A 25,458-nucleotide genomic window follows, 5' to 3' on the forward strand; every position below is an offset into this window, starting at 1 on the left:
GCGCAAGCCAGGGTTCAGCCGATCTGCCGGGCGCGGTAGAGCATGTCCAGCGTGATGTGCCGCACCTCGAGCTTGCTCTGCTCGATGTGGGCGCGCAGCAGGCGCTGGGCTTCGGCGGCGCGGCGCCGGGTGATGGCGCGCAGGATGGCGCCATGCTCGTCGTAGGTGGCCTCCACCCGCGGCGGCTTGGTGAAGTCCAGCCGCCGGATGATGCGGATGCGGTCGGTGATCTCGGCATGAACGCGCATCATCTCGTGGTTGCCGCTGCCTTCGACCAGGCTGCGGTGGAAGGCCTCGTCCAGGTCGCGCACTGCGGCCGGGGTGTCCAGGCGCTGGTCGGGCGCCACCTCCCACAGGGCGCTCAGGGCCGCCAGGCCGGCCCGGTCCACGCTTTCGCACAGACGACCCACCGCATGGCATTCGAGCAGGATGCGCAGGTCGTAGAGCTCGTCGAACTTGTCGAAGTCCAGCGGCGCCACCTGCCAGCCCAGCTTGGGAAAGACCTGCAGAAAGCCCTCGCGCTGCAGCCGCTGCAGGGCCTGGCGCAAGGGGGTGCGGCTGACCTGCACATGCTCGGCCAGCTCGGTCTCGCTGAAGCGGTCGCCCGGCATCAGGCTGAAGTCGAAGATCAGGCCCTTGATGCGGTCGTAGGCCTGGTCGGCCAGGGTGGGGGCCGCATCGGCCGGGGCGGGGGCCGCAGGGCCGAGGGCGGAGGCAGGGGCGAACGGCAGGCGCGGCTTCATCGGAGGGTCATCATACGGGGGCAGTCTGCCGCTCAGTCTGCGGGCCAGGGGATCATGCTGACGTGGGCGCTGACGATGCGCCAGCCCTCGGACAGCCGCACCCAGGTCTGGGTCTGGAAGCCGCGCAGCGCGGTGTCGCTGCGCACGAACTCCACCTGGGCCACCGCATGGTCGGGCCCGAAGGCGTGGATGCGCAGGTGTTCCAGCCGGCGGGTGAAGCTGGGGGCCGGCGTGGCCTGGCGGTAGGCCACCAGCTCGGCGTGGCCCCACTGCCGGTCGGCGATGCCGTAGCGGGTGGTGCGCGGGTCGGCCCAGAAGAAGGCGTTGAGGGCCTCGACATCGTTGCCCATCAGCGCGGCCTCGTAGGCATGGAAGGCGGCTTCCACCTCGCGCAGCACCTCGGGCAGGTCGATCTGTTCGGTCGGCAGGGTCATGGTCGGTCTCGGTGCGGGTCAGCGCTGGCTGGCCAGATACGCGCGCCAGCCGCCGTGGGCGCTGATGTCGGGTGCGCCGGCCAGGGCCGCGCCTTCGCAGATGAAGCCCTTGACCCAGCTGCCGTCCAGCAGCTCCACCGAGCCCAGGCCCAGCGGCGGCGGGATCAGGGCCAGGAAGGAGCCCACGCGGTCCAGCGGCATCTCGTAGACCTCCACCTCGATGGTGTGGCCGGTTTCGTCGGGCGTCACGCGGGCCAGGCCGGGCTTGGGCGGCACGGTGCCCGGCAGGGCATGCAGCCGGTAGGCCGGCGCGGTGCTGGTGCGGGCCAGCAGGCGGCAGCCCCGCTCCACCAGTTGCCCGTGCAGCGGCAGGCCTTGCAGATGGGCACCCACCACCGCCAGCACCAGGCTGGGGGCCGCGGCCGGGTGGCGACGCAGGGCGTGGTCGTCTTCGCGCGGGGGACGCAGGTGGGCACCCAGGAAGGCCCCGGGCTCGGCCAGGCGGGCGGCTTCCCAGCGCTGGCCCCACTGGGCCAGGGCCGCATCGGCGCCGCCCGGGCCGATCAGCGTGATGCCGAAGGGCAGGCCGGCGGCCGTGAAGCCGCTGGGCAGGGCCAGGGCCGACCAGCCCAGCAGGTTGACGAAGTTGGTGTAGCGGCCCAGCGCGCTGTTGCGGGCGATGGGCTCGGCCGCCACCTGGGCCCGTGTCGGGTGGGTAGGGGCGGTGGGCACCAGCAGGGCGTCCAGTCCGTCCCACATCGGGGCCACGGCGCGGGCCAGGGCGTCGAGCCGGTAGCGGGCGTCGAAGGCCTGGGCGGCGTCGAAGCGGCGGGCCTGGCTGATGACCTCGCGCACCACCGGGTCCAGGGCCTCGGGCTGTTCGTCCATCAGGGCGCGGATGGCGGCGTAGCGCTCGGCCACCCAGGGGCCGTCGTAGAGCAGGCTGGCCACCGCGAAGAGCGGGCCGAAGTCCACCGGCACCAGCTCGGCGCCCAGGGCGCGGGCGCGGGCCAGCGCGGCGGCCCAGGGGGCGGGGTAGCCCAGGGCGGCGTCCAGCTCGGGCACGGCGGGGATGCCGATGCGCGGCCGCTGGGGCAGCCAGGCCGGCTGCAGCACCGGGTGGGGCAGAGGCGAGCCGGCGTCCGGCCCGTCGATGACCGCGGCGGCTTCGGCCGCGTCGCCCAGCGTCAGGGCGAAGACGTTGACCACATCCAGCGTGCGGCAGGCCGGCACCACGCCCTGCATGCCCAGGCGGTGCGGCGTGGGCTTGAGGCCGATGAGCTGGTTGAAGCCGGCGGGCACCCGGCCCGAGCCGGCGGTGTCGGTGCCCAGGGCGAAGGGCACCAGGCCGCGCGCGACGACCGAGGCCGAGCCCGAGCTGGAGCCGCCGCTCACGTAGGCGGCATCGAAGGTGTTGGGCACCTCGCCATAGGGCGAGCGGGTGCCCACCAGGCCGGTGGCGAACTGGTCGAGGTTGGTCTTGCCCACCAGCACTGCGCCGGCCGCGCGCAGCCGGGCCACCACGGTGGCGTCGGCCTCGGCGGTGTGGGCGAAGGTCGGGCAGGCGGCTGTGGTGGGCCAGCCTGCGGCGTCGATGTTGTCCTTCACGGCGAAGGGAATGCCCCAGAGCGGCGCCTGCGCCGGATCCAGGCTCTCCAGCCGGGCCAGCTCGGCGGCCAGGCCGGCCGCGTCCAGCCGGGCGATCCAGGCCGGGTCCTCGGGCGCCATGCGGGCCAGCAGCGCGCCCAGCAGGGCGGCAGGCCGGGCACCGGCCGCATAGGCGGCGCGCCAGTCGGCCAGGGTGACGGGGGTGTTCATGCGTAGAGGCTTTCGATCAGGGGGGCGGCGGGACTGGTCCAGCCGACGATGGCACCCTGGGCGCGGACCATGTCCAGGGTGGCCTGCTTGAATTCGGGGAAGTAGCTGGCGGTGCCGTCCTCGACCAGCAGGCAGTCGTAGCCGCGGTCGTTGGCCTCGCGCATCGAGGTCTGCACGCAGACCTCGGTGGTCACGCCCATGAAGACCAGGTGGGTGATGCCGCGGCCCTGCAGCAGGGCGTGCAGCGGCGTGGCGTAGAAGGCGCCCTTGCCCGGCTTGTCGATCACGAACTCGCCCACCCGCGGGGCCAGCTGCGGCACGATCTGGTTGCCGGGTTCGCCGGCGATCAGGATGCGGCCCATGGGCCCGTCGTCGCCGATGCGCAGCCGGGGCTCGCCGCGCAGGCGCTTGGCCGGCGGGCAGTCCGACAGGTCGGGGGCGTGCGCTTCGCGGGTGTGCACCACCAGGCCGCCGGCCTGGCGCCAGGCCGACAGCACCGCCTGGCAGGTGGGGATGATGGACTGCAGCTTCGTCACGTCGTTGCCCAGGCTTTCGCCGAAGCCGCCGGGTTCCACAAAGTCGCGCTGCATGTCGATGATGACCAGCGCGGTGTGGGGCAGCTCGTAGCGGTAGGCGAAGGGGTTGGCGTCCAGGGTGCGGGGGGGCGGTTTCATGCGGCCTCCAGTGCGGCAGAGGTGGGGTGGGCGCCGTGGCCGCCGCCCATGTGGGCGCTGTGATCGCCATGGCCGCCCCCCATGTGGGCGCCCAGGGCCTGGCGGTCGGCCTGATCGGCGGGCAGGTCCAGCACGATCCGGCCCTCGCTCATCACGACGATGCGGTCGGCCAGGGCCAGCAGCTCGTCCAGGTCTTCGCTGACCAGCAGCACCGCGCAGCCGCGGGCGCGGGCCGCGCGCAGCCGGGCGTGGATGTCGGCCACGGCGGCAAAGTCCAGGCCGAAAACCGGGTTGGAGACCAGCAGCAGGCGCGGTTCGCCGGCCAGTTCGCGGGCCAGCACGGCGCGCTGCACATTGCCGCCGGACAGGCTGCGGATGGGCGCGCGCTCGCCCTGTGTCTTGACGCCGTACTCGCCGATCCAGGCCCGGGCCTGGGCGCGCAGGCGGCCACCCAGGCGCCAGCCGCCGCGGGCGAAGGGCGCCTGGTCGAAGTTGCGCAGGCCCATGTTGTCGGCCACGCTGAGCGCGCCCACGCAGGCATTGCGCAGCGGTTCTTCCGGCAGGGCGCGCACGCCCAGGCGCTGGTTCTCGGCCCGGGTGGCGGCAAAGGGCTGTCCGGCCACCTGCACCTGGCCGGACTCGCGGGCGCGCTGGCCGACCAGGGCCTCCATCAGCTCGCGCTGGCCATTGCCCGAGACCCCGGCCACGCCGACGATCTCGCCAGCGCGCACCGCCAGGCTCAGGTCGCGCACGGCCGGCTCGCCGCGGTCACCGCGCACGGTCAGGCCGCGGATGTCCAGCTGCACCTCGCCGGGCGTGTGCGGCCCCAGCGCGGCGGCGGGGCTGCTGGCCAGCTCTTCGCGGGCCTCCTCGGCCCCGGCCTGGGCCCCGCCCACCATGGCCTCGGCCAGGGCCTGGGGCGTGGTGTCGGCCACCGCGCCGGTGTGCACCAGGCGGCCGCGGCGCAGCACGCTCACGTCGTCGGCATAGGCGCTCACCTCGCGGAACTTGTGGGTGATCATCAGCACCGAGCAGTCGCCCGCATGGGCGCGCTCGCGCAGGGCGCCCAGCACCTCGTCGGCCTCCTGCGGCGTCAGCACCGAGGTGGGCTCGTCCAGGATCAGCAGGCGCGGCTTCAGGAAGAGCTGCTTGAGGATCTCCAGCTTCTGCTTCTCGCCGGCCGACAGGTCCATGGGCGTGGCGTCCAGGTCCAGCCGGAAGGGGGTGGTCTTCAGGAAAGCATCCAACTCGGCGCGCACCCGCTTCCAGGGCACCACGGCCGGCAGGCGGCCGCGGGCCAGCAGCAGGTTTTCGGCCACCGTCATGCCCGGCACCACGGTGAAGTGCTGGTAGACCATGCCGATGCCCAGGTCGCGCGCCACGGTGGGCGAGCCGATGGCCTGCTCGCGTCCGCCCACCAGCACCGCCCCCTCGTCGGGCGGGTGGTAGCCCACCACGCATTTGACGAGGGTGCTTTTGCCCGCGCCGTTCTCGCCCAGCAGGGCGTGCACGGTGCCGGGGCGCACGCTGAGCGAGACATCGCCCAGCGCGGTGAAGCTGCCGAAGCGCTTGGTCAGGCGGTAGGTGTCGAGCTGGACGGCGTTCATGGGGGCCTCCCTTCCGGGGATGGGTCAGAAGGTGCGCAGGACCTCGAGCACGGCGGCCGAATCGGCCACCGCGCCGAACACCCCGCCCTGCATCTGGATCATCTGGAAGGCGGCGGCATGGTTGCCGGGGTCGGTGGCGCCGGTGCAGTCGGTCAGCATCACGCACTCGAAGCCGCGGTCGTTGGCTTCGCGCATGGTGGTGTGCACGCAGACATCGGTGGTGATGCCGGTGAGGATCAGGTTCTCGATGCCGCGCACGCGCAGGATCAGCTCCAGGTCGGTGGCGCAGAAGCTGCCCTTGCCCGGCTTGTCGATGATGGGCTCGCCGGCGATGGGGTAGAGCTCGGGGATGATGTCCCAGCCGGGTTCGCCCCGCACCAGGATGCGGCCGCAGGGGCCCATGTCGCCGATGCCCGCGCCGATCTGCTGCGAGCGCCAGCGCTTGTTGGCCGGCAGGTCGGAGAGGTCCGGCCGGTGGCCCTCGCGGGTGTGGATGACATGCATGCCCACGCGGCGGGCCTCGGCCAGCAGGCGCTTGAGCGGTTCGATCGGCGCGCGGGTGAGCGAAAGGTCGTAGCCCATCTTGTCCACATAGCCCCCCACGCCGCAGAAGTCGGTCTGCATGTCGATGATGACCAGGGCGGTGTTGGCCGGGCGCAGGTCGCCGTTGTAGGGCCAGGCGTAGGGGGTGGAGGCAAGGGTGGGCATGGCGGGCTCCGACAAAGGGGTGAAGGTTCAGCGCGAGACGGCCAGTTCGACCGGCGCGCCCTTGAGCGAGCGGTGGGGCGAGCAGGTGAGCACCAGGATCAGCAGCGTCAGCGCGTAGGGCACGGCGTTGAAGAGGTAGTAGCCGGCGGTGATGCCCACCGACTGCAGGGCCGGCCCGATGGCACCGGCGCCGCCGAACAGCAGGGCCGCGCCCAGGCAGCGCCAGGGGCTCCAGCGGGCGAAGATGACCAGGGCCACCGCGATCAGGCCCTGGCCGCTGGACAGGCCTTCGTTCCAGCTGCCGGGGTAGTAGAGCGAGAGCGAGGCCCCGCCCAGGCCGGCGATGAAGCCGCCGGCCGCGGTGGCGGCGATGCGAACGCCGTGGACCGAGTAGCCCAGGGCGCGGGCGGCGTCGCTGGAGTCGCCCGCCATGCGCACCACCAGGCCCCAGCGGGTGCGGGTGAAGCCCCAGGCCATCAGCCCGGCCAGCAGCACGCCCAGCGGAAACAGGGCGTTGACGGACAGGGCCGTCTGCACCTGGGGCGAGGCGCTCCAGGCGCCCAGCGCCAGCGCGGGGATCTGCGGCGCCTGCGGCTGGATGAGCGGCTTGCCGAAGTAGAAGGCCAGGCCGGTGCCCAGCAGCATCAGCGCAATGCCGGTGGCGATGTCCGACACCCGCGGCAGCGAACACAGCAGGCCGTGCAGCGTGGCCAGCAGCGCGCCGCTGGCACCGGCCGCCAGCACGCCCAGCCAGACGTTGCCGCTGAGGTAGGCGCCGCCGAAGCCGGCCATGGCCGAGAGCACCAGCACGCCTTCCAGGCCCAGGTTGATGCGGCCGGACTTCTCGGTCAGGCATTCACCCAGGCTGACGAACAGAAAGGGCGTGCCCACGCGGATGGCGCCGCCCAGCACGGCCAGCAGCAGGGTGGTCCAGGCGTCGGCGTTCATGGCGTGGTCTCCTTCAGGGCCGGGGTGGCGGGTGCGGGGACGGACAGCGCGTTGGCCAGGCCGGCGGCGATGCGGCCGCGCAGCGCCTCGGCCGCCAGGATGAGCACGAAGGCGAAGCCCTGCAGCACCAGCACCGAGGCGTCGGGAAGGTCCAGCCGGCGCTGCAGCAGGCTGCCGGCGGCGCCGAAGCCGCCGAAGAGCACGGCCACCGGCGGGATGGCCCAGGGGTTCTGTCGGGCCACGAAGGCCACGAGGATGCCGGTGTAGCCTAGGCCGGAGAGCACCGAGGCATTGGCCGCGCCCTGCACGGCCGCCACCTCCACGGCGCCGGCCAGGCCGGCACAGGCGCCGCCCGCGGCACAGGCCACCAGGATCAGCCGGTGGCTGGGCAGGCCGACCAGGCGGGCGGCCTTGGCGTTGCCCCCCACCACGCGCACCGCAAAGCCGTGGGTGGTGAAGCTCAGCCACAGGCCGGCCAGCAAGCACAGCACCATGCCGATGACCAGGCCCCAGTGCACATCGCCCAGCCAGCTGTCGAAGGCGGCCTCGCCCATGATGGGGCCGATGCGCAGGGCCTCGGCCAGCGGCGGGGTGGAGGGCTTGTTCAGGCTGGCCGGGTCCCGCAGCGGGCCTTCGACCAGGTGCTTGAAGACCGCGATGGCGATGTAGCCCAACAGCAGGCTGGAGATGGTCTCGTTGACGCCTCGGTACTGGCGCAGCGCGCCGGCCAGCGCCACCCAGGCGGCCCCCGCCGCCGCGCCCGCGGCCAGCACCAGCGCGATGCCCAGGCCGTTGGCGGGCGGGGTGAAAAGATAGGGCAGGCTGGCGCAGCCCAGGGCCCCCAGGGCCAGCGCGCCCTCGCCGCCGATCACCGTCAGCCCGGCCTGGGCCGGCAGGGCCACGGCCAGGGCGGTGAGCATCAGCGGTGCGGCGCGCAGCAGGGTGTTCTGCCAGGAGAAGGCCGAGCCGAAGGCGCCCTCGTAGAGCAGCTGCCAGGTCTCGACCGGGCTGGTGCCGCCCAGCCAGACGAAGCCGCCGAACAGCAGCAGCGCACCGGCCAGGGCCAGCACGGGCAGGAGCAGGTTCTCGGCGGCGACGTGCCAGGGCCGGGGGGCAGCAGCGGGCATGGCGTTCTCCGTGGCGTCTTCAGGGGGGACGGGGCCTCAGACCTTGCCGATGACGCCGGCCACCAGGTAGTTCATGCCTTCCAGGGCCACGTCGGTCTGCTTGTGCACCGTGCCCTTGGGGATCACGACCTTGCCGGTGTTGTCCTTGAGCTCGCCCTTGAAGATGTCGAAGGTGCCCTTCATCATCGCGGCGCGGATGCCTTCGGCCTGCTTGCGGGCGGCCTCCGGCACCATGCCGCCATAGGGCGAGGACTTGACGAAGCCTTCCTTCAGGCCGCCGCGCACGAAGTTCGGGTGCGGCTGGCCGTTCTTGGCGGCCTCGACGATCTGCTTGTAGGGTGTGACCCAGTTCCACTCGGCCCCGGTCAGGTAGGCCTGCGGTGCCAGCTTGGCCTGCGAGGCGTGGTAGCCGCAGACGAACTTGCCGCGCTTGGCCGCGGTCTCGACGATCACCTTGGGGCCATCGACGTGCATGGTGAACACGTCCACGCCCTGGTCGGCCAGGCTGTTGGTGGCCTCGGCCTCCTTGACGGGCATGGACCAGTCGCCGGTGAAGATCACCGAGCAGGTGATGTCCGGGTGAACCGACTGCGCGCCCAGCGTGAAGGCGTTGATGTTGCGCAGCACCTGCGGGATGGGCTTGGCCGCCACGAAGCCGAGTTTCTTGCTCTTGCTCATGTGGCCGGCGATGACGCCGTTGAGGTACTGGGCCTCGTCGATATAGCCGAAGAAGCTGCCCACGTTCTTCGGGTGCTTGCCCTCGGTCCACAGGCCGCCGCAGTGGGCGAAGCGGATGTCCGGGAACTTGGCGGCCATGGCCAGCACATGCGGGTCGAAGTAGCCGAAGGAGGTGGGGAACAGCAGCTTGGCGCCGTCCTGCACGATCATGCCCTGCATGGTCTTTTGCACCGCGGTGGTCTCGGGCACGTTTTCTTCTTCCACCACCTTGATGCCCGGCCAGGTCTTGACCACGGCGGCGGCTTCGGCATGGGCCTGGTTGTAGCCGTAGTCGTCCTTGGCGCCCACATAGATGAAGCCCACGGTGAGCGGGGCGGCAGCCTGCGCCCACGAGGCCCAGCCCCCGGCACCGGCGGCTGCGCCCAGGGCGCCCACCTGCTTGATCCAGTCACGCCGCTTCCACTGCATTTCTTCGGACATCGCGTTGCTCCAGTCGAAAAGGTCTGATGGGGGAACCTGCCAGCCCACCAGGGATTGGTGTTCTTTCTGGGGTTCTAACTGGTATACAAGCAAGCGACGGGCCAGGTTTTGGGGGGCGCGTGGCCGGAGATTCATGCGCTGGCACGGGGGACGTGCGCTCTTCCGGTGCCCCTCCGGCGGCGGTGTGACCCCGGGCGGGTCGCGTCGCACCAAGGGTGTGCCCACATTCCGGGGCGGGAAATAGATGTCATTTGAAATCTATTTGCTATGCTGGGTCCGCTTCCCTTCATGCGCTGGCCGCGCATCGTTTCTGGAGACCTCATGGCCCTGACCGCCGCTGTCTATCTTGAAGACCTGTCCGTGGGCGATACATTTCGCAGCGGCGAACACGCGCTCGACGAGGCGCAGATCGTCGACTTCGCCCGGCAGTTCGACCCGCAGCCCTTCCACACCGACGGCGAGGCGGCCCGCCAGACCTTCTTCCAGGGGTTGGCCGCCAGCGGTTGGCACACCGCGGCCGTCACGATGAAGCTGCTGGTGCAGAGCATGCCGCTGGGCGGCGGCCTGATCGGTGCCGGCGGCTCGGTGGAATGGCCCCGGCCCACCCGGCCGGGGGACTTGCTGCGCGTGGTCTGCCGGGTGCTGGAGATCCGCCCCTCGCGCTCCAAGCCGGACCGCGGCATGGTGACCGTCGAAACCCTGACCCTGAACCAGCGCGACGAGACCTGCCAGCGCCTGGTGACCCAGATGGTCGTGATGCGCCGCCCGGGCTGAGCGATGGGACGGGTCTCCAAGGTGCAGGCGGCGCTCAACCGCCAGCACATCGTCGAGACGGCCAGCCGGCTGTTCCGTCAGCACGGGGTGGAGGGCGTCTCCATCGCCGACATCATGTCGGCCGCCGGGCTCACGCCTGGCGGCTTCTACAAGCACTTCGCCAGCAAGGAGGCGCTGATCGACGAGGCGTTCGCGCTGGCCTTCCAGCAGGCGCTGGGTGTCTGGGACCAGGTGGCTCAGCGGGAGCGCTCGGGGCCGGACAGCGCGCTGGCGGCGCTGGTGCGTTTTTACTTCCGGCCTCGTCCTGCCGAGTGGAGCTGCCCGATGCTGGCCTTCGCGGGCTGCAATGACGGGCAGGCCCCGCAGGCGCCGGCCATGGCCACCTACCGGGAGGGCGCGCAGACCCTGCTGGAACGCTTCCGCGCGGCGGCCCGCAAGACCCCGGCGCCGTCACCGGGGCAGGCCCTGACGAACGCGGAGGTGGATCTGCTCTTTGCCGCCATGGTCGGCACGGGCCTGCTGGCGCGTTCGGTGGGGGATGCCGCCTGGATCCGCGACCTGCAGGCCGCGGTGCTGGGGGCGCTGCCCCCGACCGACCGCCCCACGGACCCGTCCGCCTGAGGCGAACGCGATCGGCGGGCTTTCAGGCGCCAGGCCCTCAAGCCGGCAGCTGCGCCAGGCTGTCCAGCGTGGCCAGGCAGGCCTGGGCCGCTTCCTGCCCCTTGGTGATGAAGTGGGTGCGGAAGAAGCTCTGGTGCTCTTCGTGCGAGTGGAAGTCACGCGGGGTCAGCACCACCGAGAACACCGGCACGCCGGTGTCGAGCTGGATGCGCATCAGCGCGTCGATCACCGCGCTGGCGACGAACTCGTGGCGGTAGATGCCACCGTTGACCACCAGGCCGCAGGCCACCAGGGCGTCGTAGCGGCCGCTGCGGGCCAGGCGCTGCAGGTGCAGCGGGATCTCGAAGGCGCCGGGCACTTCGAGCTGTTCGAACTGGCATTGGCCGGGCCGCTGCCGCTCGCATTCGGCGCGGAAGCCTTCGACGGCGTTCTGCACGATGTCGCGGTGCCAGCTGGCGCTGACGACGGCGATGCGGCGCGGGGTGTCGCCCGTGGCGGGCGCGAGGGGGGAGCTGAGGGGCTGATTCATGGTGATCCTCATGGAGAGTGGCCAGAATCAGGGCGAACGCAGCAGCGCCACCGGCGCCTGAACAGCGCGGTGGCGAACACATGCGGTCTCTTTCATCCGGACTGTGACCGTCGGCCCTGGCCTCTCACCAGGTCTGCTGACCCCCGCGGCCATGGTGAGCCACGGGGCGCTCGCGGGCTCCCGTGACAGGCACGGATACCGCCGGTGGGGAATTCCACCCCGCCCTGAGAACGCTGCCGGCACAAGACCGGCCCAGCCATTCTAGGCAGGCGAGGACAGCCTCCGGGGACGCAGGGTCAGAACAGGTCGCAGGCCCGGTAGCGCAGGCGGACGTTCAGGTCGTCCACCACCTCGGTCCACTCGCCGGAGGCGTCCATCATGGTTTCCAGCGCCTGGGCCTGCTGGGGGCTCCAGAACGGGGCCTCGCACAGGCGCAGCTGCAGGGACAGCGGCCGGTGGGCGTCGATGAAGCGCTCGATGGCGCCGTCCTCGCTGGGCAGACCCAGCTGGCAGAACAGCGCCGGCAGATCATGGTGGGCGGATGGCTGCATGGCAGGTCTCCTTCGGGCGGCTTGCCCAGTCTAGGAAGCCGGGGCGGCGAGCTGGCCTGGGACAAACCACCGGGATGCCGCGGCAGGGGGCTGCCGCAGCAGCGAAGCCGTCTGACCCCCAAGGACTTGTGCTGGCTGCTAGGCTGCGGGCCTGCACCGTGCCCACCTGCCGTGCATGCCGGCGGCCTCACGCCCTGGCATGGCGGCTGCTCCTGATCTTCGATATGTCACTTCCTCCTGCGGCCGAAGGCCCCACCCCGGCCCTGGCCGACCACGCGGCCCATGGCGCCGCCGACGACCGCCTGTTCCTGCGCACCGTGCTGGCCCTGGCCGCCGGGGGCTTCGCCATCGGCACCGGCGAGTTCGTCATCATGGGCCTGCTGCCCGAGGTGGCGCGCGATCTGGCGGTCTCCATCCCGCAGGCCGGCCATGTGATCAGCGCCTACGCCCTGGGCGTGGTGGTGGGCGCGCCGCTGCTGGCGGTGCTGACCGCCGGCTGGCACCGCCGCACCCTGCTGATGGTGCTGATGCTGATCTTCGGCCTGGGCAACCTGGCCAGCGCGCTGGCGCCGGGCTATCTGTCGCTCAACCTGCTGCGCCTGTGCGCCGGCCTGCCGCACGGCAGCTACTTCGGCATCGCTGCGCTGGTGGCCGCGGCATTGAGCGAGCCCCACCAGCGGGCCCGCGCCGTGGGCCTGGTCATGCTGGGGCTGACCAGCGGCACGTTGCTGGGCGTGCCGGTGGCCTCGGCCCTGGGCCAGTGGCTGGGCTGGCGGGCGGCCTTCGTCTTCGTCGCGGCGGTCGCGCTGCTGTCGGTGGGCATGATCCGCGCCTGGGTGCCCAACCTGGCGCCGCCGCCCGGGGCCAGTCCGTTGCGCGAACTGGGCGCCCTGGGGCGCAAGCAGGTCTGGCTCACGCTGGGCATCGCGGCCATCGGCTTCGGCGGCATGTTCTCGGTCTTCAGCTACGTCAAGCCCACCCTGCTGCAGGTGGCGGGCATGCCCCTGGGCTGGATGCCGGTGGTGCTCTCGCTGTTCGGCGTGGGCATGGTGGGCGGCAACCTGATCGGTTCGCGCCTGGCCGACAAGGCCCTGATGCCCACCATCGGCGGGCTGTTGATCTGGTCCGCCGCCATCCAGCTGCTCTACGTGCTGACCTGCCACCATCCGGTGGCGGCGGCGCTGACCGTGGTGCTGGTGGGCAGTGCGGTGGCCATCGGCCCAGCGCTGCAGATCCGCCTGATGGACGTGGCCGGCGATGCCCAGGCCCTGGCCGCGGCGCTCAACCACTCGGCCTTCAACCTGGCCAATGCGCTGGGCGCCTGGCTGGGCGGCTTGGCCATCGACGCCGGCCTGGGCTACCCGTCCACCGGCTGGGTGGGCACGCTGCTGTCGCTGGGCGGCTTCGGCGTGTTCTGGTGGGCCCGGCAGGATGCGCGCCGCGCGGCCCAGGCGTCTGGCACTGCGCTGACAGGCTGAAGGCGCCGAACGCGCTGCTACACTGCCTCTTGCTTCAGGTGCTTCTGCCGGCTGTTCATGCGGCAGGAGTGAAACGGGAAGCCGGTGCGTGGCTCGCTTTGGCGAGTTGCAAGGCCGGCGCTGCCCCCGCAACGGTAAGCGAGTCCGTGGCCCGATCGGCCGGCGTCTTCAGATGCCGGTCCCGCCACTGTGTCCTGCGGGACATGGGAAGGTGATCGGGTCCGGGCCGGGTGTTTTCGCACCCGGTCCCTCGTGAGCCCGGAGACCGGCCTGTCGCACAGGAACAGTCCGCCACGGTGGGTGGTGGGGTGTGCGTGCCGCCGGTCGGGCCCTGTGGGCCTCATGTGCCTTCACCTGGCCGGGTGTCGCCTTCGTGCCGGCCGTCCATCCCTCTTTCCGCCTTGACGGGCTGATGTCGCCGTCAACGTCGCGCCCGGTGGGGGCGCAGGAAAGAGAGACCCATGCACATCGAACCCGGCCTGCTGGCCCAGACCAAGATCCTGGCCGCCAACGGTGTGGCCGCCGCCGTGCTGGCCAGCCACGCGCCCGCGCTGCTGCGCCGCCCGGTGCTGTGGCTGCGCACCTTGTTGGCCACCGTGTTTTTCACCCTGTTCATGCAGATGTTCCACCTGAAGGTGGGGCCGTCGGAGCTGCATTTCGTGGGCGCCATGCCCATCTACCTGACCCTGGGCTACCTGCCCACGCTGTTCGGCTTTGCCGCCGGCCTGCTGCTGCAGGGCCTGTTGTTCGAGCCGCAGGACCTGCTGCACCTGGGGGTCAACTCGCTGTCGCTGATGGTGCCGCTGATGGTGCTGCACGCCACGCTGGGCCGCCGTCCGCAGGCGCTCACCGTGGCCCGGGTGCTGCGGCTGGACGCGGTCTACTACGCCGGCGTCACGCTGATGGTGGGCTTCTGGCTGTCGATGGCCCAGGTCGCCACGCCGTTCTCTGACTGGCTGTGGTTTGCCAGCAGCTACCTGAGCCTGGTGGTGCTGGAGCCCATGTTCACGCTGACCGTGCTGACCGGTCTGCAGCGCCTGAACCCGCCGGCCTGGCTGCGCCTGTGCTTTGACGAACGCCTGAGCCAGGCCTGAGCATGGCCGCGCACGACAGCGCCGCGCCGGCAGGCTGCGGCACGGTCTGGTTCGTCGGTGCCGGCCCGGGGGACCCCGAGCTGCTCACCGTCAAGGGCCGGGACCTGATCGCCCGCGCGGGCGCCATCCTGTTCGCCGGCTCGCTGGTGAACGTGGCGGCCACCCGCTGGGCCCCGCCGGGCTGCGTCGTCGCCGACAGCAAGGACATGACGCTCGAGCAGATGGCCGCCTGGCTGATCGAGCAGGCCGGGCGCTGCGAGACCGTGGTGCGCCTGCAGACCGGTGACCCGGCGCTCTACGGCGCGCTGATCGAGCTGGTGCAGCCGCTGGACGCCGCGGGCGTGCCGCTGCAGGTGGTGCCCGGTGTGTCCTCGGCCATGGCCTCGGCGGCGGCCGCGGTGGAAAGCTTCACCCTGCCCGAGGTGACGCAGACCACCATCTTCACCCGCGTGGAAGGGCGCACGCCCATGCCCGCGGGCGAGGACCTGGCGGCCCTGGCCGCGCACCGCAGCACGCTGTGCATCTTCCTGTCCATCACCCTGCTGCACCGGGTCGAGGCCGGCCTGCGCGCGGCCGGCTGGCCGGAAGACGCGCCCATGCTCGTCGTGCACAAGGCCAGTTGGCCGGGCGAGGAGCAGATCGTGCGCGGCACCCTGGCCACCATCAAGCAGCAGTGCCGCGATGCCGGCATCGTCAGCCAGGCCATGGTCATCGCCAGCCCCACGCTGGGCGCGCGCCACTGGCCCGAGCTGACCCGCTCCAAGCTCTACGACCCCGCTTTCACCCACCGCTTCCGAAAGGCCAGCGCATGAACACCGACCTGAACACGGCCCTGCGCGATACCACCATCCTGATCGTTGGCCACGGCTCGCGCGAGGAATCCGGCAACCAGGAGATCCGCGACTTTGTGGCCCAGTGGCGCTCGCGCCAGCCCGGCTGGCGCATCGAGGTGGGCTTCATCGAGTTCGCGTCCCCGTCGCTGCACGATGGCCTGCGGGCCGCCGCCCAGGGCGCGCGCCGTGTGCTGGTGCTGCCGCTCATCCTGAACGCCGCCGGCCACGTGAAGATGGAGATCCCCGAGGCCATCGAGCATGCCCGGGCCGACTGCCCGCAGGTCGAGTTCCTCTATGGCCCGCACCTGACGGCCTGCGATCCCATCCTGGACATCCTGAAGCGCCAGCTGCGCCGTGCCATGGCCGCGCTGGACATGCCCGACCCCACCACCACCGGTGTGGTGCTGCTGGGCCGCGGTTCCTCGGACCGCGGCGCCAACGGCGACATGGCCAAGATGGCCCGCTGGCTGCAGGAGGCCGGCGACCACGAGCTGGTCGACCTGGCCTTCACCGGCATCACCTTTCCGCGCCTGGAACGGGTGGTGCAGCGCCAGGCCCGCATCGGCATGACGCAGATCGTGGTGCTGCCCTACTACCTCTACACCGGCACGCTGATGCAGCGCATCGGCCGCCAGGTCGAGCATCTGCGCGCGCAGTACCCGCAGATCCGCTTCGCCCTGGGCACGCACTTCGGCTTCGAGCCGGAGATCTTCGCCCTGCTGGAACAGCGCGTGACCGACCTGGTGGCCGGCCGCCAGGACAGCGCGCTGAGCTGCGACGGCTGCCGCTTCCGCGAGATCGCCCACGACCTGGGGCATGGGCACAGCCATGAACACACGCATGGTCAGGCTCACGCCCACTCCCACTCCCACGACCACGCACCGGTGGTGATGGCATGAGCGTCCCCCAGGCCAACAGGGTCACGGAGCAGCTGACCCGCGCCGGCCAGGCCATCGAGCACGACAGCTTCGCCATCATCGATGCCGAGGCCGGCCCGCACCGCTACCGCGCCGAGCAGTGGCCCATCGTGCGGCGGATGATCCACGCCAATGCCGATTTCGAGTTCAACGGCCTGACCGACTTCCACCCCGACGCGGTGGCCGCCGGCATCGCCGCCATCCGGCGCGGTGGCACGCCGGTGGTGGCCGATGTGGAGATGATCTGCTCGGGCCTGTCGGCGCCGCGCCTGGCGCACTTCGGCATGGCCACGCATCAGTTCATCAGCGACGCCGATGTGATCGCCGCGGCCCAGGCCGAGGACAGCACCCGCGCCGTGCAGGCCATGCGCAAGGCCCATCGCCTGGGCCTGCTGCAGGGCGCCATCGTCGGCATCGGCAACGCGCCCACCGCGCTGATCGAGCTGGTGCGCCTGATCCGCGAGGAGGGGGTGCGACCGGCCCTGGTGATCGGCATGCCGGTGGGCTTTGTCTCGGCGGCCGAGTCCAAGGACCTGATGGCCGCACAGGCCGAGGTGCCCTGGATCGTCATCCGCGGCCGCAAGGGCGGCTCCACCCTGGTGGTGGCGGCCCTGCATGCGCTGCTGGCCCTGGCCGAAGCCGCGGAGCGCGCCCCGGCATGATGGAGAAGACCGTCCGGCGCGGCGAGCGCACCGGCTTCACCACCGGCGCCTGCTCGGCTGCGGCCGCGCGGGCGGCGGCGCTGGGCCTGGTGACGGGCGCGGTGCCGGCCACGGTGGAGAGCCTGCTGCCCAACGGCCAGCGGGTGGTCTTTGCCGTGCAGGACGGACATGCGGACGGGCAGAGCGCCCACGCCATGGTGGTCAAGTTCGCGGGCGACGACCCCGACTGCACCGACGGCGCCCACCTCACTGTGGACCTGCGCCGCCTGCCGGGCCTGGCCGGTGTGGTGACGCTGCGCGGTGGCGTGGGCGTGGGCACGGTGACCATGGCGGGCCTGGGACTTGAGGTGGGCGGCCCCGCCATCAACCCGGTGCCCCGCCGCAACATCGAGGACAACCTGCGCGAGGTCGCCGCCGAGCTGCTGGCGCGCGACGGGCTGGAAGTCACCGTCTCCGTGCCGCAAGGCGAGGAGATGGCCAAGAAGACCCACAACGCGCGGCTGGGCATCCTGGGCGGCATCTCCATCCTGGGCACCACCGGCATCGTCAAGCCCTACAGCACCTCGGCCTGGCGGGCCAGCGTGGTGCAGGGCGTGCAGCTGGCGGCCACCTTGCCGCACGGCGTGGTGGTGCTCACCACCGGCGGGCGCACCGAGAAGTTCGCGATGGCCGAGCGCCCGCAGTTGCCCGCCACCTGCTTCGTGCAGATGGGCGACTTTCTGCGCTACGCGCTGGACGAGGCGGTGGCCCGCGGCCTGCGCGAGGTGGTCATCGCCGGCATGGTGGGCAAGCTCACCAAGATCGCCCAGGGCGAGACCATCACCCACGCCAACCGGGCCGAGGTGGACACCGCGCTGCTGGCCCGGCTGGCGGCCGAGGTGGGCGCGCCGCCCGACGAATGCGCGGCCATCGCCGCTGCCGAGACCGCCCGCTTCGCCGCCGAGCGCATGGCGGCGCTGGGTCGGGTCGACGCCTTCCACACCCGCCTGGCCCAGGCCGTGGTGGCCACCCTGAGCGACCCGGCGCGCTACGGCGGGCGCTTTCGCCTGCAGGTGCTGGTCTGTGATTTCGAGGGCCGGAAGCTGGCCGAAGCCGCTTCTGCCCCCTGTTGCTGAGATGCCCATGAAAGACTCCCTGGAACCGGGGTTCCGCGACCCCAACCCCTGCCGCGTGATCGGCGTGCTGGACGACGGCGCCGCCAGCCTGGACGCCACGGCCCTGGCCCATCTGCGCACGGCCGATGTGGTGATCGGCGCCACCCGGCAGCTGCAGACCCTGGCCGCGGAGATCCGCCCCGAGGCGCGCCGGCTCGACCTGGGCGGCGCGCTGGCCCGGGTGCCCGGCTGGGTGGACGCGGCCCGGGCCGAGGGCCAGCGGGTGGTGGTGCTGGCCAGTGGCGACCCGTTGTGCCACGGCATCGCCGCCTACCTGGGCGCGCGCCTGTGTCTGGACGCGCTGGAGGTGCTGCCCAACCGCTCCACGCTGCAGCTGGCCTGCGCCCGCATCGGCCTGGCCTGGCAGGACGCCGTCATCGTCTCCATCCATGGCAGCGATGCCGGCGAATGGGCGGCGGGCGCCGAGCCCGGCCACGGCCTGTATCGGCTGGCCCAGGCCCTGCGCCAGCACGACCGCCTGCTGGTGCTCACCAGCCCGGACAACAGCCCCGACCGCGTGGCCCGCCTGCTGCTGGCCGAGGGCCTGGGCGAGGACTTCCAGCTGGCGGTGGCCGAATGCCTGCTGCAACCGGGCGAGCGGGTGCGCAGCGGCCTGAGCGCGGCCGAGGCCGCCACGCTGCGCTTTGCCGATCCCAATGTGCTGCTGCTGTGGCGGCTGCAGCCGCGCCAGCCCGCCGTGCGTTTCGGCCTGGCCGATGCGGCCTATGCCCAGCGCCAGCCCCGGGGCAACCAGGAAGGGGGCCTGATCACCAAGCAGGAGGTGCGCGCCGTCAGCCTGGCGCGGCTGCAACTGCGGACCGACAGCCGCGTCTGGGACCTGGGCGCGGGCAGCGGCTCGGTGGGCCTGGAGGCCGCGCGTCTGTGTCCGCAGGGCCATGTCTGGGCCATCGAGAAGAACGCCGACGATGTGGCCATCGCCGCGCGCAACCGCGCAGCCTTCGGCGTCAGCAATCACACCCTGGTGCACGGCAGGGCGCCTGAACACCTGGACCGCTGGCCCGACCCGGACGCCGTCTTCATCGGCGGCTCCGGCGGCGAGCTGGCCGGGCTGATCACGCTGTGCCTGGCCCGCCTGCGCCCGGGCGGCTGGCTGGTGATGAACTTCGTGACCTTGGAGAACCTGGCCACCGCCACCCAGGCCCTGACCGAAGCTGGGGCGGCCTGGGATGTGCTGCAGTTGCAGGCGGCGCGCAGCAAGCCCATCCTGCAGATGCACCGGATGGCGGCCGAGAACCCGGTGTGGATCGTCTGCGCCCAGCGCGGCACCGCGCCTGAGGAGGCGAGCGCATGACGGTCCCCGTGACCCCCGGCACCCTGATCGGCGTCAGCCTGGGCCCGGGCGATCCGGAGCTGATCACTCGCGCGGCCTGGGCCCAGCTGCAGCGCCAAGAGGTGGTGTGGGTCTACCCGGCCCGCAGCACCAAGACGCCCAGCTACGCCTTCGACATCGCCCGGCGCGCGGGCCTGACGCCGCCGGCCGAGCACCAGGCCCTGCTGTTCCCCATGACGCACGACGCCGAGAAGCTGCTGCGCCACTGGCAGCGCGCGGCCGAGACGGTGCTGCCCTGGCTGCAGGCCGGGCGCGACGTGCTCTTCCTGGTGGAGGGCGACGCCAGCACCTACGCGACCTTCGGCCACCTGGCCCGCACGCTGCAGGCCCTGGTGCCGGGCCTGCCGGTGCAAACCCTGGCCGGCGTCAATGCCTTCACGGCGGCCTGCGCGCGCCTGGGCCGGCCGCTGTCCGAGCAGGACGACACGGTGGCCATCGTGCCGGCGGCCTACGGCGTGGATGCGCTGGACCGCTTGCTGCCCGAGTTCGACACCCTGGTGCTGCTGAAGGTCAAGCCGCTGATCGAGCCGATCTTCGACTGGCTGATCGCGCGCGGCCTGCTGGCCGGTGCCGACTTCATCGAGCGCTGCGGCGCCCCGGACGAGCGGGTGTACCGCGGCGCCGAGATGCTGGCTCTGCGCGGTCAGCCGGTCAGCTACCTGTCGCTGCTGCTGGTGCGCCATGGGCAGCGCCTGCGCGGCGAGCGCATCCGCGGCTGCCTGAAGAAGACCGCCCCCACCCTGGCTCCCCTCGACACGCCATGAACGACCTGTCCTTCTCACCCCCGGTGCCCCGCACGGTGCTGGTGGCCCTGACCAAGCACGGCGCCGCCCAGGCCGTGGCCCTGGCGCGGCAGCTGCCCGCGGCCGAGGTCTGTGTGGCGGCCAAGTTCGCCGCCGCCTTCGCCGGCCAGCTCAACCCGGTGCGCGCCTACGAGGGCGCCTTCAAGGACGAGGTGCCCGGCCTGTTCGCGCACTACGACCAGATCGTCTTCTTCGTCTCGCTGGGTGCGGTGGTGCGGCTGATCGCCCCGCACCTGAAGAGCAAGGACGAGGACCCCGGCGTGCTGGTGGTGGACGACGCCGCGCAGTTCGTCATCCCGGTGCTCTCGGGCCATGTGGGCGGTGCCAACGCCATGGCCGAGACGGTGGCCGCGCTGCTGGGCGCCACGCCGGTGCTGACCACCGCCTCCGACGTGGGCAGGACGATTCCGGTGGACATCCTGGGCCGCGAGCTGGGCTGGACCGTGGAGGCCCCCAAGCTCAACATCACCCGCGTGTCGGCGGCGGTGGTCAACGAGGAGCCGGTGGCCTTTGTGCAGGAAGCCGGCAGCCCGCACTGGTGGACCCGGCCCACGCCGCTGCCGGCCCACATCCACCGCTTCACCCGTTTCGACGAGGTCGACCTGGACCGCTATGCCGCCGTGCTGTGGGTCACCCACGCGCCGGTGCCGCCCGCGCTGTGGCAGTGGCTGGACCAGCGTTTGGTGGTCTACCGGCCGCCGCTGGAGGACCGGACATGAAGATCGCACTGGGCCTGGGTTGCGACCGCGGCACGCCGCTGGACACCTTCGAGCAGGCGGTGACCCGCGCCCTGGTGGAGGTGCGTCTGCGCCACGGCTGGGCCGAGCTGCAGGTGGTGGGCATGGGCAGCATCGACCTCAAGGCCGACGAGATCGGCATGCTGGCCCTGGCCCGCCACCGCGGCTGGCCGCTGCGCTTTTTCACGCCCCAGGCGCTGGCGGCGGTGCCGGTGCCCAACCCGTCCGAGACCGTGCGCCGCCACACCGGCACCCCCTCGGTCAGCGAGGCCGCGGCCCTGCTGGTGGCCGGTGCCCGTGGCCCCGAGGCCTTGCTGCTGGAGAAGTTGCGCGTGAAGGGCGCCGATGGCCGCAACGCCACCGTCTCGGTGGCCTGGGCCGAACCCATGAACCCCGGAGAGAACGCATGAACGATGTGACTGAGACGGCCGCGCCCGCGGGCAAGATCATGCTGGTGGGCATCGGCCCCGGCAGCGTGGAACACATGACCGGCCGCGCCCGCGCGGCCATCGCCGAGGCGGACACCATCATCGGCTACGTCACCTACATCAAGCTGGTGGCCGACCTGATCGAGGGCAAGGAGGTCATCCGCAAGAGCATGACCGAGGAGCTGGACCGCGCCATCGAAGCCCTGGCCCGCGCCCGCGCCGGCAAGAAGGTGGCCCTGGTGTCCTCGGGCGATGCGGGCGTCTACGGCATGGCCGGGCCCACCTACGAGGTGCTGTTCGAGGCCGGCTGGACGCCCGACTCGGGCATCGCCGTCGAAATCGTGCCCGGCGCCTCGGCGCTCAACAGCTGCGCCGCCTTGGTGGGCGCGCCGCTGACGCACGACTTCTGCGCCATCTCGCTGTCGGACCTGCTGACCCCCTGGCCGGTCATCGCCCGCCGGCTGGACGCGGTGGCCCAGGCCGACTTCGTCGTCGCGCTCTACAACCCCAAGAGCGGGCGGCGCACCCAGCAGATCGTGCAGGCCCAGCAGCTCTTGCTGCGCCACCGCCGGCCGGACACGCCGGTGGCCATCGTCAAGAGCGCCTACCGCCGCCGCGAGCAGATCAGCTTCACCACGCTGGACCAGATGGCCGAGGCCGACATCGGCATGCTCAGCACCGTGCTGATCGGCAACAGCCAGACCTTTGTGCGCGAGGGCCGCATGGTCACCCCGCGCGGCTACGCCAACAAGTACGCGCTGGAAGAGGGCGGCGCCACCCGCGCCGGCGAGCAGGCCGGGCGGTCCCTCTCCACCGGCCTTCTGGGCTGGCTGCGGGCCCTGCAGGCCGAACACCAGGCCGGCGCCACCCCGGACGAGCTGGCCCGCCGCCACCGCCTGCCGGCCGACTACATCGTGCAGGCCCTGCTGGCACCGGCCGAGGCCCCCACGGCGGCGGCGGCCGAGGAGGGCGAGGCATGAGCGAGGCGACGAACCCCGTGCCCATCGTCCCGGCCGACGCGCTGCCGCGCCCGCGCATCGGTGCGTATGCGCGACATCTGCTGGTGTGCACCGGCCCGCGCTGCGCGCAGGAGGGACAATCGCAGGCCTTGTTCGACAGCCTGGGCGACAAGCTCAAGGCCGCCGGGCTGAACGAAGGTGCCCTGCGGGTCAAGCGCAGCCGGGTGAGTTGCTTTGCCGCGTGCAAGGGCGGCCCCATCCTCTGCGTGCAGCCCGACGGCACCTGGTACGACAACGTGACCCCCGAGACCATGGACCGCATCATCGACGAACACCTGCGCCACGGCCGGCCCGTGGCTGACCGGGTGTTCCACCAGGGACCGGGCTGCGCGGCCACCGCCGCCGACGACGAGACCCTGGGCCTGGAAGGAGACCGCGCGGCGTGATCGGACTGGATCTCTCCTGGCCAGCGGCCGCCGTGGCGGTGCTGGTCGCCCTGGCCTGGGACCGGGTGCTGGGCGAGCCCCCGGCGCGTTGGCACCCGGTGGTGGCCATGGGCCGGGCCCTGGGTGCCGTCGGCCCCCGGCTGTGGCCGCTGGCACCGCGCCGGGCGGTCGTGGCGGGCGCGCTGGCCTGGGGGCTGGGCGCTGTGGCTGTGGCGGGGGTGTATGGCCTCTTGCAGGCCGGCCTGCTGTCGTCCGCCTGGCTGGGGACCGGGCCCTGGCGCTCCCTGGCCCAGGGCCTGCTGCTGGGCGTGCTGCTCAAGCCTCTGCTGGCCTGGCGCATGCTGCGCGACGAGGTGGGTGCGGTGCAGGCTGCGCTGGACCGCTCGCTGGCCGAAGGGCGCCAGCGCCTGTCCTGGCTGGTGAGCCGGCCGGTGGACCGGCTGAGTGCCGACGAGGTGCGCGAGAGCGCACTGGAGACCCTGGCCGAGAACCTCAGCGACTCGGTGGTGGCGCCGCTGTTCTGGTTTGCCGTGGCCGGCCTGCCGGGCGCGGCTCTCTACCGTTTTGCCAACACCGCCGACGCGATGTGGGGCTACCGTGACCACCGCGAGTGGGGCGGCAAGTGGGCCGCCCGCGCGGACGATGTGCTGAACTGGCCGCCCGCCCGCCTGACGGCGCTGGCCCTGTGCGCGGCGGCCGGCCGCTGGCCGGGCGCGTCTGCACTGCGCGGCCAGGCCCGGCGCACCGCCTCGCCCAACAGCGGCTGGCCCATGGGCGCGCTGGCCCTGCTGCTGGGCCGGCGCCTGGGCAAGCCGGGCGTCTATGTGCTGAACGAGGGCCATCCCGTGCCGGCGGCGGCCGATGTGCCGCGGGCGCTGCGCTGGTGTGGCCGCGTGGTGGGCGCCCTGGCCGCCATGGCCGCCCTGGTAGGCCTGGCCTGGCTGTGGGGCGGGGCGTTGTCGCTGGGCGGGGGGCGCGCATGAGCCTCGCTCCCATGCCCTGGCCCGAGCACGGTGGCCCCGATGGCGGGCCGGCCATCCTGCATGACTTCTCCACCAACGCCAACCCGCTGCCCCTGCCCGAGGCGCTGGTGAACGCCCTGGCTGCCACCGACCGGCGCCGCTACCCCGACCCGCACTACGGCCGTCTGTGCGAGCGGCTGGCGGCACACCATGGTGTGCCGGCCAACCGCGTGCTGCCCACCGCCGGCAGCAGCGAGGCCATCCGCCGCCTGACCCTGCTGGCCCAGCTGCAGGGCCTGGGCGAGGCCTGGGTGCCCGCGCCCGGCTATGGCGACTACGCCGCTGCGGCCTACGCCCTGGGGCTGAAGGTGCATGGCTGGCCGGCGCCGGCCACGCTGCTGGAGGCGCTGGACCGTGCCCACCACCCGGCCCTGGTCTGGCTCAACGAGCCCTGCAATCCCACCGGGGTCAGCCTGCCGCACAGCTTCTGGCAGTCGCTGGCCGAGATCGCCTGGGCCAAGGGCCACTGGCTGGTGCTGGACCGCGCCTACGAGCCGCTGCGGCTGGAGGGCGGCGACCCCATCCTGCCCGGCATGGCCGCGCGGGCCTGGCAGCTGTGGTCGCCCAACAAGGCGCTGGGGTTGACGGGCATCCGCGCCGGCTATGTGCTGGCGCCCACCGAGGCCGCCGAGGGCCTGGGCCAGCGGCTGCGGGCGCTGGCGCCCAGCTGGGTGCTGTCGGCCGAGGGCGAGCAGATGCTGCTGGCCTGGTGGGGCGAGGCGGTGCAGGCCTGGTTGGCTGACAGCCGCCGCACCCTGGAACAATGGCGCACCATGCAACGCCACCTCTTGGGCGACCTGGGCTGGGCCCAGCGCGCCACGGTCACCCCCTTCTGGCTGGCGCGCCCGCCGCTGCCGGCCCGCTTGCTGGAACTGCGCCTGCGCCAGCTGCGCAGCGCCGGCCTCAAGCTGCGCGACGCCAGCTCCTTCGGCCTGCCGGGCTGGGTGCGTGTGTCCACCCAGTCGCCCGACGCCCAGGCCGCGCTGGCCCTGGTCTGGCATGACAGCCGCTGGAAGGGCGAGGAAGGCGAGGGCGCATGAACAGCACCGCACCGGGGCCCGAGACCCCGCGCCAGGAGGGCGCTTTGCGAGGCGAGTTGCGCCTGTTCTTCACCGCGCTGCAGTTCTTCACCCGCGTGCCGGTGCCCGCCTGGGTGGGCTGGTCGGCCGCGCAGCTCAATGCCTCGGCCCGGCACTTTCCCAGCGTGGGCTGGGTGGTGGGCACGGTGGTGGGCGCGGTGCTGTGGGGGGCCAACCAGCTGTGGACGCCCGGCGTGGCGGCCTGGCTGGCCATCGCCGCAGGCGTGCTGCTGACCGGTGCCTTCCACGAGGACGGTCTGGCCGACAGCTGCGACGGCTTTGGCGGGGGCTGGCAGCGCGACCAGGTGCTGGCCATCATGAAGGATTCGCGCGTGGGCAGCTACGCCACCCTGGGCGTGGTCATCACCCTGGGCCTGAAGGCGCAGCTGCTGAGCCTGCTGGCCGAGCGGGCCTGGGGCCTGTGGCCGGTGCTGGGCGTGACCATCGCCGCCCACACCCTGAGCCGCTGGGGCGTGCTGTGGATCATGGCGCGGCTGGACTATGTGCGCGAGGACGCGCTGTCCAAGTCCAAGCCCATCGCGCAGGGCGTGGCCCGCGGGCCGCTGGTCTTCGCCTCCATCGTGGCCCTGCTGCCGGCCGCGCTGCTGGGCCTGCCGGGCCTGTCGGCCGCGGTGTCGGCCGGCCTGGTGGCCTGGTTTGCCATCCGCTACCTGCGCCGGCGCCTGGGCGGTTATGTGGGCGACGCGCTGGGCGCCACCCAGCAGATCACCGAGCTGGTGGTGCTGCTGTCGCTGCTGTCCGTGACGCCGGCGGTGGAACACCTGAGCCGCTGGCCCTGAACC

At 72.4% G+C, this 25,458-nt stretch carries 28 protein-coding genes and 2 riboswitches; of the genes, 17 read left to right on the forward strand and 11 right to left on the reverse strand.

Going from position 1 to position 25,458, the window contains the following annotated elements; genetic code table 11:
* Positions 1 to 14 precede the first annotated feature (14 nt).
* From LRM40_RS20305 to LRM40_RS20345, 9 genes are read right to left on the reverse strand one after another with little or no spacing between them, the layout of a single operon-like run.
* Entirely contained in the window at positions 15 to 743 is a 729-nt protein-coding gene (locus LRM40_RS20305) for a GntR family transcriptional regulator (RefSeq protein WP_151123328.1), read from the reverse strand.
* Between the two features lie 32 nt (positions 744 to 775).
* A complete protein-coding gene (gene hpxZ, locus LRM40_RS20310; RefSeq protein WP_151123329.1) occupies positions 776 to 1,177 on the reverse strand; it encodes an oxalurate catabolism protein HpxZ in 402 nt (133 codons plus the stop codon).
* Between the two features lie 18 nt (positions 1,178 to 1,195).
* Entirely contained in the window at positions 1,196 to 2,995 is a 1,800-nt protein-coding gene (gene atzF / locus LRM40_RS20315) for an allophanate hydrolase (RefSeq protein ID WP_151123330.1), read from the reverse strand.
* A complete protein-coding gene (locus tag LRM40_RS20320; RefSeq protein WP_151123331.1) occupies positions 2,992 to 3,669 on the reverse strand; it encodes a cysteine hydrolase family protein in 678 nt (225 codons plus the stop codon). The genes atzF and LRM40_RS20320 overlap by 4 nt, the downstream gene beginning before the upstream one ends.
* On the reverse strand, positions 3,666 to 5,276 hold the full coding sequence (locus tag LRM40_RS20325) for an ABC transporter ATP-binding protein (protein WP_151123332.1): 1,611 nt from the start codon (positions 5,274 to 5,276) through the stop codon (positions 3,666 to 3,668). The genes LRM40_RS20320 and LRM40_RS20325 overlap by 4 nt, the downstream gene beginning before the upstream one ends.
* Before the next feature lie 24 nt (positions 5,277 to 5,300).
* Positions 5,301 to 5,984 carry a biuret amidohydrolase gene (biuH, locus tag LRM40_RS20330; protein WP_151123333.1) on the reverse strand — a complete coding sequence of 228 codons (684 nt, stop codon included), beginning with the start codon at positions 5,982 to 5,984 and terminating at the stop codon, positions 5,301 to 5,303.
* 27 nt (positions 5,985 to 6,011) lie between these two features.
* On the reverse strand, positions 6,012 to 6,932 hold the full coding sequence (locus tag LRM40_RS20335; protein ID WP_022982762.1) for an ABC transporter permease: 921 nt from the start codon (positions 6,930 to 6,932) through the stop codon (positions 6,012 to 6,014).
* Complete coding sequence (locus LRM40_RS20340; RefSeq protein ID WP_151123334.1) at positions 6,929 to 8,059, reverse strand: ABC transporter permease; 1,131 nt, start codon at positions 8,057 to 8,059, stop codon at positions 6,929 to 6,931. Before LRM40_RS20340 ends, LRM40_RS20335 begins: the two co-directional genes overlap by 4 nt.
* A gap of 36 nt (positions 8,060 to 8,095) precedes the next feature.
* Positions 8,096 to 9,217 (reverse strand): BMP family ABC transporter substrate-binding protein, encoded by a 1,122-nt coding sequence (locus tag LRM40_RS20345; protein WP_151123335.1) that lies wholly within the window; start codon positions 9,215 to 9,217, stop codon positions 8,096 to 8,098.
* 321 nt (positions 9,218 to 9,538) lie between these two features.
* Between LRM40_RS20345 and LRM40_RS20350 the strand changes: the two genes are divergently transcribed.
* Together LRM40_RS20350 and LRM40_RS20355 are read left to right on the forward strand one after the other, a co-directional pair.
* Positions 9,539 to 9,991, forward strand: coding sequence for a MaoC family dehydratase (locus tag LRM40_RS20350; protein WP_151123336.1), 453 nt, complete (start codon positions 9,539 to 9,541; stop codon positions 9,989 to 9,991).
* 3 nt (positions 9,992 to 9,994) lie between these two features.
* Positions 9,995 to 10,612: a TetR/AcrR family transcriptional regulator gene (locus LRM40_RS20355; protein WP_151123337.1), complete on the forward strand. Its 618-nt coding sequence runs from the start codon at positions 9,995 to 9,997 to the stop codon at positions 10,610 to 10,612.
* 37 nt (positions 10,613 to 10,649) lie between these two features.
* Here the strand turns inward: LRM40_RS20355 and LRM40_RS20360 are convergent, their stop codons facing one another.
* On the reverse strand, positions 10,650 to 11,141 hold the full coding sequence (locus tag LRM40_RS20360; RefSeq protein ID WP_151123338.1) for a 6,7-dimethyl-8-ribityllumazine synthase: 492 nt from the start codon (positions 11,139 to 11,141) through the stop codon (positions 10,650 to 10,652).
* A gap of 80 nt (positions 11,142 to 11,221) precedes the next feature.
* Positions 11,222 to 11,377: riboswitch (FMN riboswitch) on the reverse strand.
* A 60-nt stretch (positions 11,378 to 11,437) separates the two neighbouring features.
* Complete coding sequence (locus LRM40_RS20365; RefSeq protein ID WP_151123339.1) at positions 11,438 to 11,692, reverse strand: DUF2789 family protein; 255 nt, start codon at positions 11,690 to 11,692, stop codon at positions 11,438 to 11,440.
* A 224-nt stretch (positions 11,693 to 11,916) separates the two neighbouring features.
* Here LRM40_RS20365 and LRM40_RS20370 point away from each other — a divergent pair, with 224 nt between their 5' ends.
* The 15 genes from LRM40_RS20370 to LRM40_RS20440 all read left to right on the forward strand — a co-directional run bounded on the left by LRM40_RS20370 (position 11,917) and on the right by LRM40_RS20440 (position 25,455).
* Entirely contained in the window at positions 11,917 to 13,170 is a 1,254-nt protein-coding gene (locus LRM40_RS20370) for an MFS transporter (RefSeq protein ID WP_151123340.1), read from the forward strand.
* A 19-nt stretch (positions 13,171 to 13,189) separates the two neighbouring features.
* Positions 13,190 to 13,458: riboswitch (cobalamin riboswitch) on the forward strand.
* A 173-nt stretch (positions 13,459 to 13,631) separates the two neighbouring features.
* Positions 13,632 to 14,264 (forward strand): energy-coupling factor ABC transporter permease, encoded by a 633-nt coding sequence (locus tag LRM40_RS20375; protein WP_151123341.1) that lies wholly within the window; start codon positions 13,632 to 13,634, stop codon positions 14,262 to 14,264.
* Between the two features lie 2 nt (positions 14,265 to 14,266).
* The gene (cobM, locus tag LRM40_RS20380) at positions 14,267 to 15,076 is read left to right on the forward strand and encodes a precorrin-4 C(11)-methyltransferase (protein WP_151123342.1); all 810 of its coding nucleotides are present in this window, start codon (positions 14,267 to 14,269) and stop codon (positions 15,074 to 15,076) included.
* Entirely contained in the window at positions 15,073 to 15,996 is a 924-nt protein-coding gene (locus tag LRM40_RS20385) for a sirohydrochlorin chelatase (RefSeq protein ID WP_211372955.1), read from the forward strand. The genes cobM and LRM40_RS20385 overlap by 4 nt, the downstream gene beginning before the upstream one ends.
* Positions 15,993 to 16,676: a precorrin-8X methylmutase gene (locus LRM40_RS20390; protein WP_151123343.1), complete on the forward strand. Its 684-nt coding sequence runs from the start codon at positions 15,993 to 15,995 to the stop codon at positions 16,674 to 16,676. The genes LRM40_RS20385 and LRM40_RS20390 overlap by 4 nt, the downstream gene beginning before the upstream one ends.
* Positions 16,673 to 17,791 carry a cobalt-precorrin-5B (C(1))-methyltransferase gene (locus LRM40_RS20395; protein ID WP_151123344.1) on the forward strand — a complete coding sequence of 373 codons (1,119 nt, stop codon included), beginning with the start codon at positions 16,673 to 16,675 and terminating at the stop codon, positions 17,789 to 17,791. The genes LRM40_RS20390 and LRM40_RS20395 overlap by 4 nt, the downstream gene beginning before the upstream one ends.
* Positions 17,792 to 17,798: 7 nt before the next feature.
* Positions 17,799 to 19,142, forward strand: a complete 1,344-nt coding sequence (gene cbiE, locus LRM40_RS20400; protein WP_151123345.1) for a precorrin-6y C5,15-methyltransferase (decarboxylating) subunit CbiE — start codon at positions 17,799 to 17,801, stop codon at positions 19,140 to 19,142.
* The gene (gene cobI, locus LRM40_RS20405; protein ID WP_151123346.1) at positions 19,139 to 19,945 is read left to right on the forward strand and encodes a precorrin-2 C(20)-methyltransferase; all 807 of its coding nucleotides are present in this window, start codon (positions 19,139 to 19,141) and stop codon (positions 19,943 to 19,945) included. The genes cbiE and cobI overlap by 4 nt, the downstream gene beginning before the upstream one ends.
* On the forward strand, positions 19,942 to 20,703 hold the full coding sequence (locus tag LRM40_RS20410; RefSeq protein WP_151123347.1) for a cobalamin biosynthesis central domain-containing protein: 762 nt from the start codon (positions 19,942 to 19,944) through the stop codon (positions 20,701 to 20,703). The genes cobI and LRM40_RS20410 overlap by 4 nt, the downstream gene beginning before the upstream one ends.
* Positions 20,700 to 21,131 (forward strand): cobalamin biosynthesis protein, encoded by a 432-nt coding sequence (locus tag LRM40_RS20415; RefSeq protein ID WP_151123348.1) that lies wholly within the window; start codon positions 20,700 to 20,702, stop codon positions 21,129 to 21,131. Before LRM40_RS20410 ends, LRM40_RS20415 begins: the two co-directional genes overlap by 4 nt.
* Complete coding sequence (cobJ, locus tag LRM40_RS20420; RefSeq protein ID WP_231067874.1) at positions 21,128 to 22,129, forward strand: precorrin-3B C(17)-methyltransferase; 1,002 nt, start codon at positions 21,128 to 21,130, stop codon at positions 22,127 to 22,129. The genes LRM40_RS20415 and cobJ overlap by 4 nt, the downstream gene beginning before the upstream one ends.
* Positions 22,126 to 22,554 (forward strand): (2Fe-2S) ferredoxin domain-containing protein, encoded by a 429-nt coding sequence (locus LRM40_RS20425; RefSeq protein ID WP_151123349.1) that lies wholly within the window; start codon positions 22,126 to 22,128, stop codon positions 22,552 to 22,554. Before cobJ ends, LRM40_RS20425 begins: the two co-directional genes overlap by 4 nt.
* The gene (gene cbiB, locus LRM40_RS20430) at positions 22,551 to 23,537 is read left to right on the forward strand and encodes an adenosylcobinamide-phosphate synthase CbiB (RefSeq protein ID WP_231067875.1); all 987 of its coding nucleotides are present in this window, start codon (positions 22,551 to 22,553) and stop codon (positions 23,535 to 23,537) included. Before LRM40_RS20425 ends, cbiB begins: the two co-directional genes overlap by 4 nt.
* On the forward strand, positions 23,534 to 24,616 hold the full coding sequence (locus tag LRM40_RS20435) for an aminotransferase class I/II-fold pyridoxal phosphate-dependent enzyme (RefSeq protein ID WP_231067876.1): 1,083 nt from the start codon (positions 23,534 to 23,536) through the stop codon (positions 24,614 to 24,616). Before cbiB ends, LRM40_RS20435 begins: the two co-directional genes overlap by 4 nt.
* Positions 24,613 to 25,455: an adenosylcobinamide-GDP ribazoletransferase gene (locus LRM40_RS20440; protein ID WP_151125587.1), complete on the forward strand. Its 843-nt coding sequence runs from the start codon at positions 24,613 to 24,615 to the stop codon at positions 25,453 to 25,455. The genes LRM40_RS20435 and LRM40_RS20440 overlap by 4 nt, the downstream gene beginning before the upstream one ends.
* The last annotated feature ends 3 nt before the right edge of the window (positions 25,456 to 25,458 follow it).

Origin of the sequence: Ideonella dechloratans (assembly GCF_021049305.1) — a bacterium.
In the GTDB taxonomy this organism is placed as follows: domain Bacteria; phylum Pseudomonadota; class Gammaproteobacteria; order Burkholderiales; family Burkholderiaceae_C; genus Ideonella; species Ideonella dechloratans.

Excerpts from the sequence above, each read along its gene's own strand:
- LRM40_RS20305 (WP_151123328.1), bottom strand. The coding sequence starts at position 743 with ATGAAGCCGCGCCTGCCGTTCGCCCCTGCCTCCGCCCTCGGCCCTGCG.
- LRM40_RS20410 (WP_151123347.1), top strand. The coding sequence starts at position 19,942 with ATGAACGACCTGTCCTTCTCACCCCCGGTGCCCCGCACGGTGCTGGTG.
- LRM40_RS20370 (WP_151123340.1), top strand. The coding sequence starts at position 11,917 with ATGTCACTTCCTCCTGCGGCCGAAGGCCCCACCCCGGCCCTGGCCGAC.
- cobI (WP_151123346.1), top strand. The coding sequence starts at position 19,139 with ATGACGGTCCCCGTGACCCCCGGCACCCTGATCGGCGTCAGCCTGGGC.
- LRM40_RS20425 (WP_151123349.1), top strand. The coding sequence starts at position 22,126 with ATGAGCGAGGCGACGAACCCCGTGCCCATCGTCCCGGCCGACGCGCTG.
- LRM40_RS20335 (WP_022982762.1), bottom strand. The coding sequence starts at position 6,932 with ATGAACGCCGACGCCTGGACCACCCTGCTGCTGGCCGTGCTGGGCGGC.
- cobM (WP_151123342.1), top strand. The coding sequence starts at position 14,267 with ATGGCCGCGCACGACAGCGCCGCGCCGGCAGGCTGCGGCACGGTCTGG.
- LRM40_RS20375 (WP_151123341.1), top strand. The coding sequence starts at position 13,632 with ATGCACATCGAACCCGGCCTGCTGGCCCAGACCAAGATCCTGGCCGCC.
- LRM40_RS20345 (WP_151123335.1), bottom strand. The coding sequence starts at position 9,217 with ATGTCCGAAGAAATGCAGTGGAAGCGGCGTGACTGGATCAAGCAGGTG.
- biuH (WP_151123333.1), bottom strand. The coding sequence starts at position 5,984 with ATGCCCACCCTTGCCTCCACCCCCTACGCCTGGCCCTACAACGGCGAC.
- LRM40_RS20355 (WP_151123337.1), top strand. The coding sequence starts at position 9,995 with ATGGGACGGGTCTCCAAGGTGCAGGCGGCGCTCAACCGCCAGCACATC.
- LRM40_RS20350 (WP_151123336.1), top strand. The coding sequence starts at position 9,539 with ATGGCCCTGACCGCCGCTGTCTATCTTGAAGACCTGTCCGTGGGCGAT.
- cbiE (WP_151123345.1), top strand. The coding sequence starts at position 17,799 with ATGAAAGACTCCCTGGAACCGGGGTTCCGCGACCCCAACCCCTGCCGC.
- LRM40_RS20340 (WP_151123334.1), bottom strand. The coding sequence starts at position 8,059 with ATGCCCGCTGCTGCCCCCCGGCCCTGGCACGTCGCCGCCGAGAACCTG.
- LRM40_RS20325 (WP_151123332.1), bottom strand. The coding sequence starts at position 5,276 with ATGAACGCCGTCCAGCTCGACACCTACCGCCTGACCAAGCGCTTCGGC.
- LRM40_RS20320 (WP_151123331.1), bottom strand. The coding sequence starts at position 3,669 with ATGAAACCGCCCCCCCGCACCCTGGACGCCAACCCCTTCGCCTACCGC.
- LRM40_RS20390 (WP_151123343.1), top strand. The coding sequence starts at position 15,993 with ATGAGCGTCCCCCAGGCCAACAGGGTCACGGAGCAGCTGACCCGCGCC.
- LRM40_RS20365 (WP_151123339.1), bottom strand. The coding sequence starts at position 11,692 with ATGCAGCCATCCGCCCACCATGATCTGCCGGCGCTGTTCTGCCAGCTG.
- LRM40_RS20435 (WP_231067876.1), top strand. The coding sequence starts at position 23,534 with ATGAGCCTCGCTCCCATGCCCTGGCCCGAGCACGGTGGCCCCGATGGC.
- atzF (WP_151123330.1), bottom strand. The coding sequence starts at position 2,995 with ATGAACACCCCCGTCACCCTGGCCGACTGGCGCGCCGCCTATGCGGCC.
- cobJ (WP_231067874.1), top strand. The coding sequence starts at position 21,128 with ATGAACGATGTGACTGAGACGGCCGCGCCCGCGGGCAAGATCATGCTG.
- LRM40_RS20395 (WP_151123344.1), top strand. The coding sequence starts at position 16,673 with ATGATGGAGAAGACCGTCCGGCGCGGCGAGCGCACCGGCTTCACCACC.
- hpxZ (WP_151123329.1), bottom strand. The coding sequence starts at position 1,177 with ATGACCCTGCCGACCGAACAGATCGACCTGCCCGAGGTGCTGCGCGAG.
- LRM40_RS20385 (WP_211372955.1), top strand. The coding sequence starts at position 15,073 with ATGAACACCGACCTGAACACGGCCCTGCGCGATACCACCATCCTGATC.
- LRM40_RS20360 (WP_151123338.1), bottom strand. The coding sequence starts at position 11,141 with ATGAATCAGCCCCTCAGCTCCCCCCTCGCGCCCGCCACGGGCGACACC.
- LRM40_RS20440 (WP_151125587.1), top strand. The coding sequence starts at position 24,613 with ATGAACAGCACCGCACCGGGGCCCGAGACCCCGCGCCAGGAGGGCGCT.
- LRM40_RS20415 (WP_151123348.1), top strand. The coding sequence starts at position 20,700 with ATGAAGATCGCACTGGGCCTGGGTTGCGACCGCGGCACGCCGCTGGAC.